The following is a 5,454-nucleotide window of genomic DNA, read 5'->3' as shown; positions in this document are numbered from 1 at the left end:
CGCCGGCGCCCGGGGCGCTGGCGGTCGACGGGCGCGAGCTGCCCGCCTCGGGGATCGGGCGCTACCTGCGCGAGCGGCTGGCCGCGTGGTGCGCCGCGCCTCCGTTCGAGCGGCTGGTGCTGCTGGGCGATCCGGCGGCGCGCGAGGCGTGGCTCCCCGAGCGCGCGGCCCCGGTGGAGGTCGTGCCGCACGCGGGCGGCTTCTACGGCCCGGCGGCGCAGCGGTCGTGGCTCCGCGCGCGGCGGCACCCGGCGGTGCTCGGCGCGGTGGCCGCCTTCTTCCCGCACTGGGACGCGCCGCTGCGCGCGATGCCCGCGCGGTCGGTGGTGACGGTGCACGATCTCATCCCGTTCCGCGTGCCGGGCGCGTTCCCGGCCGCCAAGCGGGCGCTCGCGCGGCCGGCGCTGGCGCGCGTGCTCCGCACCGCGGCGCGCGTCGTCTGCGTGTCCGAGGCTTCGGCGGCCGACGTGCGGGCGTGGGCGCCGCGCGCGGCCGCGCGGGTCGTGGCGATCCCCAACGGCGTGTCGCCGGCGTTCGCCGACGGCCCGGCGGGCCCGCTGCCGCCCGGGGTGGCCGCGCCGTTCCTGCTGTGCGTCGGGAACCAGAAGCCGCACAAGAACCTCGCGGCGGCGGTCGCGGTGCTGGCGCGCCTCCGCGCGTCCGGGCACCCCGCGCTCCGCCTCGTGGTCGCCGGGCGCGAGTTCGCCGCCGGCGGCGTCCGCGAGCTCGCGCAGGCGGCGGGGGTCGGCGACGCGGTCGTCGCGCCGGGGGAGGTCGACGACGCCACGCTGCGCGGGCTGTACGCCGCCTGCGGCGCGCTGCTCTTCCCGTCGCGCTACGAGGGGTTCGGGCTCCCGGTGCTGGAGGCGATGGCGGCCGGCGCGCCGGTGGTCGCCTCCGACCCCCCGGCGGTCGCCGAGGTCGCGGGGGACGCGGCGCCGCTGTTCGCCCCCGACGACGTCGCGGGGATGGCCGCCGCCTGCGACCGACTGCTGGTCGACCCGGCGGCGCGGCGCGCGGCGGTCGAGCGCGGCGGCGCGCGCGCCGGCGGCTTCCGGTGGGAGGAGACCGCGCGCCGCACGGCGCGCGTGCTGCGGCAGGTCGCCGCGTCTCCCCGGCCGTAGGCTTCCGGCGGCGGTATCTTGCGGCCATGACGGAACGGACGGTCGAGCGCGCGGGGCGCGAGGGCGGGGGCGAGCGGGCGGTGGCGGCGGAGCCGGCGCACGTCGTCGTCGTCGTGCTGAACTGGAAGGGGTACGACGACACCGCGGCCTGCCTGCGCACGCTGGCGGCGTCGGACTGGCCGCGCACGACCGTGCTGCTGGTGGACAACGGGTCGCCCGACGGCTCGGGCGAGCGGCTGCACCGCGACTTCCCGGACGTGCCGTACCTGCAGACCGGCGCGAACCTCGGCTACACGGGCGGGAACAACCGCGGCTTCGCGTGGGCGCTGGATCGCGGCGCCGACCACGTCGTGGTGCTCAACAACGACACCGAGGTCGCGCCCGACTGCGTCCGCCGGCTGGTCGAGGCGGCGGGGTCGGACCCGCGCGTGGGCCTCGTGGCGCCCAAGATCCTCGTCCACGACGCGCCGGACACGCTGTGGTTCGCCGGTGGGGACCTCGCGCTCGCGCGCGGCACCGGCCGCCACCGCGGCGAGGGCGCGCGCGACGCCGAGTATCCCCAGGGCAGCCGCGCGGGGGAGATCACCTTCGCGACCGGGTGCTGCTTCCTCCTCACGCGCCCCGCGCTCGAGGCGGTGGGCGGCTTCGACGACGCGTTCTTCGCCTACAACGAGGACGTCGACCTGTCGTGGCGGCTCGCGCGGGCGGGCTTCGCGCTGCGCTACGAGCCCGCGGCCCGGCTGACGCACAAGGTGCCGCCGCTGTCCGCGGAGCCGTCGCCGTTCCAGATCGTGCAGCGCGACCGCAACCGCCGCCGCTTCGTCCGCCTCCGCCTGGGCGCCGCGCGCCGCGCGCAGTTCGCGGCCTGGTTCTACGCGACGCGCGCCGTGCACCTCGCGCGCTACCTCGCGCGCGGCGACCGCGCGCGCGCGCTGGCCATCGTGAAGGGGGCCGCGACGTGAGGCGCCTGCTGCGCGCGCTGCTCGTGGCCCTCGCGGCCGTGATCGCGAGCGCCTGCGACCCGTGCTCCGGGACCGTCGGCTGCGAGGTCGAGTCGCGGGTCAGCTACACGGGCAAGGTCATCGACTTCGCCAGCGGGCGCGGCGCGCCGGGCGTCGTGGTGCGCTTCCGGCCGACCGGGGGCGGGCCGGTCGCGGCCGACTCGCTCGTCGTCGTCACTGACGCGGAGGGGCGCTACACGCTGCGCGTCGGCGCGCCGGCCGGCGCCCCTGTGACGGGCGAGCTGACGGTGGCGCCGCCGGCGCCGCTCGAGCCGTACACGGTGCGCGACGTGCGCCTGGTGCCGACCGACGTGCGCGGGGGCGGGGGGGTGCTGCCGACGTACGTCACGCAGCCGTACGTGGACTACGTCGCGGAGCTGATCTACCGGCGGAGCGGCGGCCCGCTCGCGTACAGCACGGTCACGTTCACGCGGACCGGCGGCGCGCGGCTCGCGCGCGGCGACCGCGCGGTGACGCAGGCCGGCGTCGACGGCTGGTTCTATCTGGAGGCGCCGGTCGTCGGCGCGGACACGGTCGTCGGCGACCTGTCGGTGAAGTACTACGAGTTCGCGCGCCCGCTCGAGATCCGCGGGGTGCGGCTGCCGGTGCGGTACACCGACCGGCTGCCGGAGCTCGACCGCTCGTTCCGCATCGGCAACGCGCTCGACTACACGGTCGAGATCCGCTCGCGCGCGACGCGGCAGCCGGTGGTTGGGGCGACGGTCGAGTTCCGACGCTCCGGCGGGCTCGCCCTGCAGCAGCCGACCTACGTCGGCCGCACGGACCTGAACGGGCAGCTGGTGCTCGCCCTCACCCCGCTGAGCGAAGCGCCGGGCGAGGTGGTGGGCGACATCACCGTGCGCCCGGCGGGGCCCGAGGCGCCGTTCGTGATCCGCGGCGTGCGCATCCGGTCGTACGACGGGGACGAGCTGCCCTTCCTGGGCGTGCTGGGGATCGGCTACCAGGTGCTGGCGGCGGGAGAGCTCGTCTTCCGCGGCGACCGCACGCCGCTTTCCGACGTCGAGGTGGAGTTCGAGCGCACGGGCGGGCTGGCGACGCGCGAGCCTCGCGTCGCGACGCGCTCGCTCGCCGACGGGCGCTTCGGCTTCGCGCTCGAGACGGACAGCGTCGGCCAGGTCGTCGGCGACCTGCTGGTGCGCGTGCCGGGCGACGCGCAGCCGACGCGCATCCCGGGCGTCCGCCTGCGCGCGGCCGACGACGACAGCGTGCGCTTCATGGGCCGCTTCGGCCTCGGCGCGCAGCTGCTCTACGTCGGCCAGCTCCAGCAGCGCGCGACCGGCGCGCCGGCCGCCGGGTGGCGCGTCACCTTCCGGCGCACCGGCGGCATCGCGCTCGTGCGCGACACGGTCAGCGCCGTCACCGTCGACTGGGGCGGCTTCGAGCTGGCGCCGCCGACGCGCGCCGTCGGCGAGGTCGAGGGGGAGCTGACGGCGGTCGGCCCGGACGGCGGGGCGCCGGTGCGCCTGGGGCCCGTCCGCCTCCGCACCGCGGCCGACGACTCGGTGCGCTTCGCCGGGCGGTGGAACGTGGGCCCGAGCCTGCTCTACGTCGGCGAGCTGCTCACCGACGCCGGCACGCCGGTGGTCGGCGCGCGCATCGAGTTCCGGCGCACCGGGGGGATCGCGACCGCGGAAGCGGTGGTCGGGGAGCGCTCGAACGCCGCCGGGCGCTTCCGGCTGGCGCCGACGCCGCTCGCGTCGGGCGCGGTGGTGGGCGACCTGCACGTCTTCCCGCCGGCGCCGCTGCGCGACACGGTGATCGCGAACGTCCGCCTCGAGACGTTCGACGGCGACGAGGTGCGGCTCCGCGACGTCTGGCGGCTGCCGCTGCCGCGGTGAGGCGCCCGTGAGCGAGACGCTGGACGGCCGCCGCCTCACCAGCTCGCGCCTGCTCGCGCGCAACGTCGCGCTCAACGCGCTGGGGTGGCTGATCCCCGTCGGGCTGGCGCTGGTCGCGATCCCGGTGCTGGTGCGCGCGATCGGCGCCGAGCGGTTCGGCGTGCTGAGTCTCGTCTGGACGCTGGTCGGCTACTTCAGCCTGTTCGACCTCGGGCTCGGCCGCGCGCTGACGCAGCTGATCGCCGAGCGCGTCGGGCGCGACGAGCACGAGGAGCTGCCGGAGCTCGTGTGGACCGCGACCTGGCTGCTCGTCCCGCTGGGCGCGCTCGGCGGCGCGGCGGTCGCGCTGCTGGCGCCGTGGCTGGTGGAGCGCGTGCTGCGCGTGCCGCCGGCCCTGCAGGCCGAGAGCGTGGCGGCGTTCCGGTGGATCGGGCTCGCGATCCCGTTCACCGTGTCGACGGCCGGCTTCCGCGGCGTGCTGGAAGCGGTGCAGGCGTTCCGCGCCATCAACGCGCTGCGCGTGCCGCTCGCGCTGATCACGTTCGTCGGCCCGCTGCTCGTGCTCCCCTTCGGGACGGCGCTGCCGCCGATGGTCGCCGTGCTCGCGATCGGGCGCGTCGGGCTGTGGCTCGCGCACGTGGCGGCCGCCCGCCGCGCGTTCGCCCCGCTGCGGCAGCCGCGCGCGCCGGAACGCCGCCTGCTGCGCCCCCTGCTCGCCGTCGGCGGGTGGATGACGGTGAGCAACGTCGTCAGCCCGCTCATGTACTCGCTCGACCGCTTCGCCGTGGCGGCGCTGCTATCGGTGACGGCGGTCAGCTACTACTCGACGGCCTACGAGGCGGTGACGCGGCTCTGGGTCGTCACCTCCATCCTGCTGCCGGTGCTCTTCCCGGCGCTCGGCGTGGCGCTCCAGCGCGACCGCGCGCAGGCGGCGCTCCTGCTCGACCGCGGGGCGCGCACCACGCTCGGCGCGGTGTTCCCGGCGGCGCTCGCGCTGTCGGCCTTCGCGCCGGAGTGGCTGACCGTCTGGCTCGGCCCCGAGTTCGGGCGCAACGCGGCCGTGCTCGCGCAGGGCCTCGCCGCGGCGGTGTTCGTGAACGTCGCGGGGCAGCTCGCGTACACCGTGCTGCAGGCGGGCGGGCGGGCCGACGTCACGGGGCGGCTGCACCTGCTGGAGCTCGTGCCGTACCTCGGGGCGCTCTGGCTGCTGCTGCACGGCGCCGGCACGACGGGCGTGGTCATCGCGTGGGGGCTGCGGGTGCTCGTCGACACGGCGGCGCTTCTGTGGGCCGCGTCGCGCCTGCAGCCGGCCGCCGCGGCGCCGCTCGGCCGCGTGGCGTGGCGGGCCGCCGTCGGCGCGCCGCTGGTGATCGCGCCGGCGTGGATGCCCGGCGACGGCGCGCGCGCGGCGCTCGCGGCGCTGGTGCTGGCCGCCTACGCGGTGTACGTCGTCACCCCCCTCATCGCGCC

General features: G+C 77.6%; 4 protein-coding genes. All 4 read left to right on the top strand.

Annotated features, from left to right (window positions below; translation table 11 throughout):
• Nucleotides 1-1,124: glycosyltransferase family 1 protein (locus PYV61_RS20365; RefSeq protein ID WP_275835058.1), on the top strand; the 1,124-nt coding region annotated here is incomplete at its 5' end.
• A gap of 26 nt (nt 1,125-1,150) precedes the next feature.
• Nucleotides 1,151-2,086 carry a glycosyltransferase family 2 protein gene (locus PYV61_RS20360; protein ID WP_275835056.1) on the top strand — a complete coding sequence of 312 codons (936 nt, stop codon included), beginning with the start codon at nt 1,151-1,153 and terminating at the stop codon, nt 2,084-2,086.
• Nucleotides 2,083-3,984, top strand: a complete 1,902-nt coding sequence (locus PYV61_RS20355) for a hypothetical protein (RefSeq protein ID WP_275835055.1) — start codon at nt 2,083-2,085, stop codon at nt 3,982-3,984. Before PYV61_RS20360 ends, PYV61_RS20355 begins: the two co-directional genes overlap by 4 nt.
• Nucleotides 3,985-3,991: 7 nt before the next feature.
• Nucleotides 3,992-5,454, top strand: a 1,463-nt coding sequence (locus tag PYV61_RS20350) for a flippase (protein WP_275835053.1), incomplete at its 3' end; no start/stop codon positions are given.

This window comes from Roseisolibacter sp. H3M3-2 (genome assembly GCF_029211165.1).
Taxonomy (GTDB): domain Bacteria; phylum Gemmatimonadota; class Gemmatimonadetes; order Gemmatimonadales; family Gemmatimonadaceae; genus Roseisolibacter.
The sequence above is the reverse complement of the archived record's forward strand: the minus strand, read 5'-3'. Positions and strand labels throughout refer to the sequence as shown.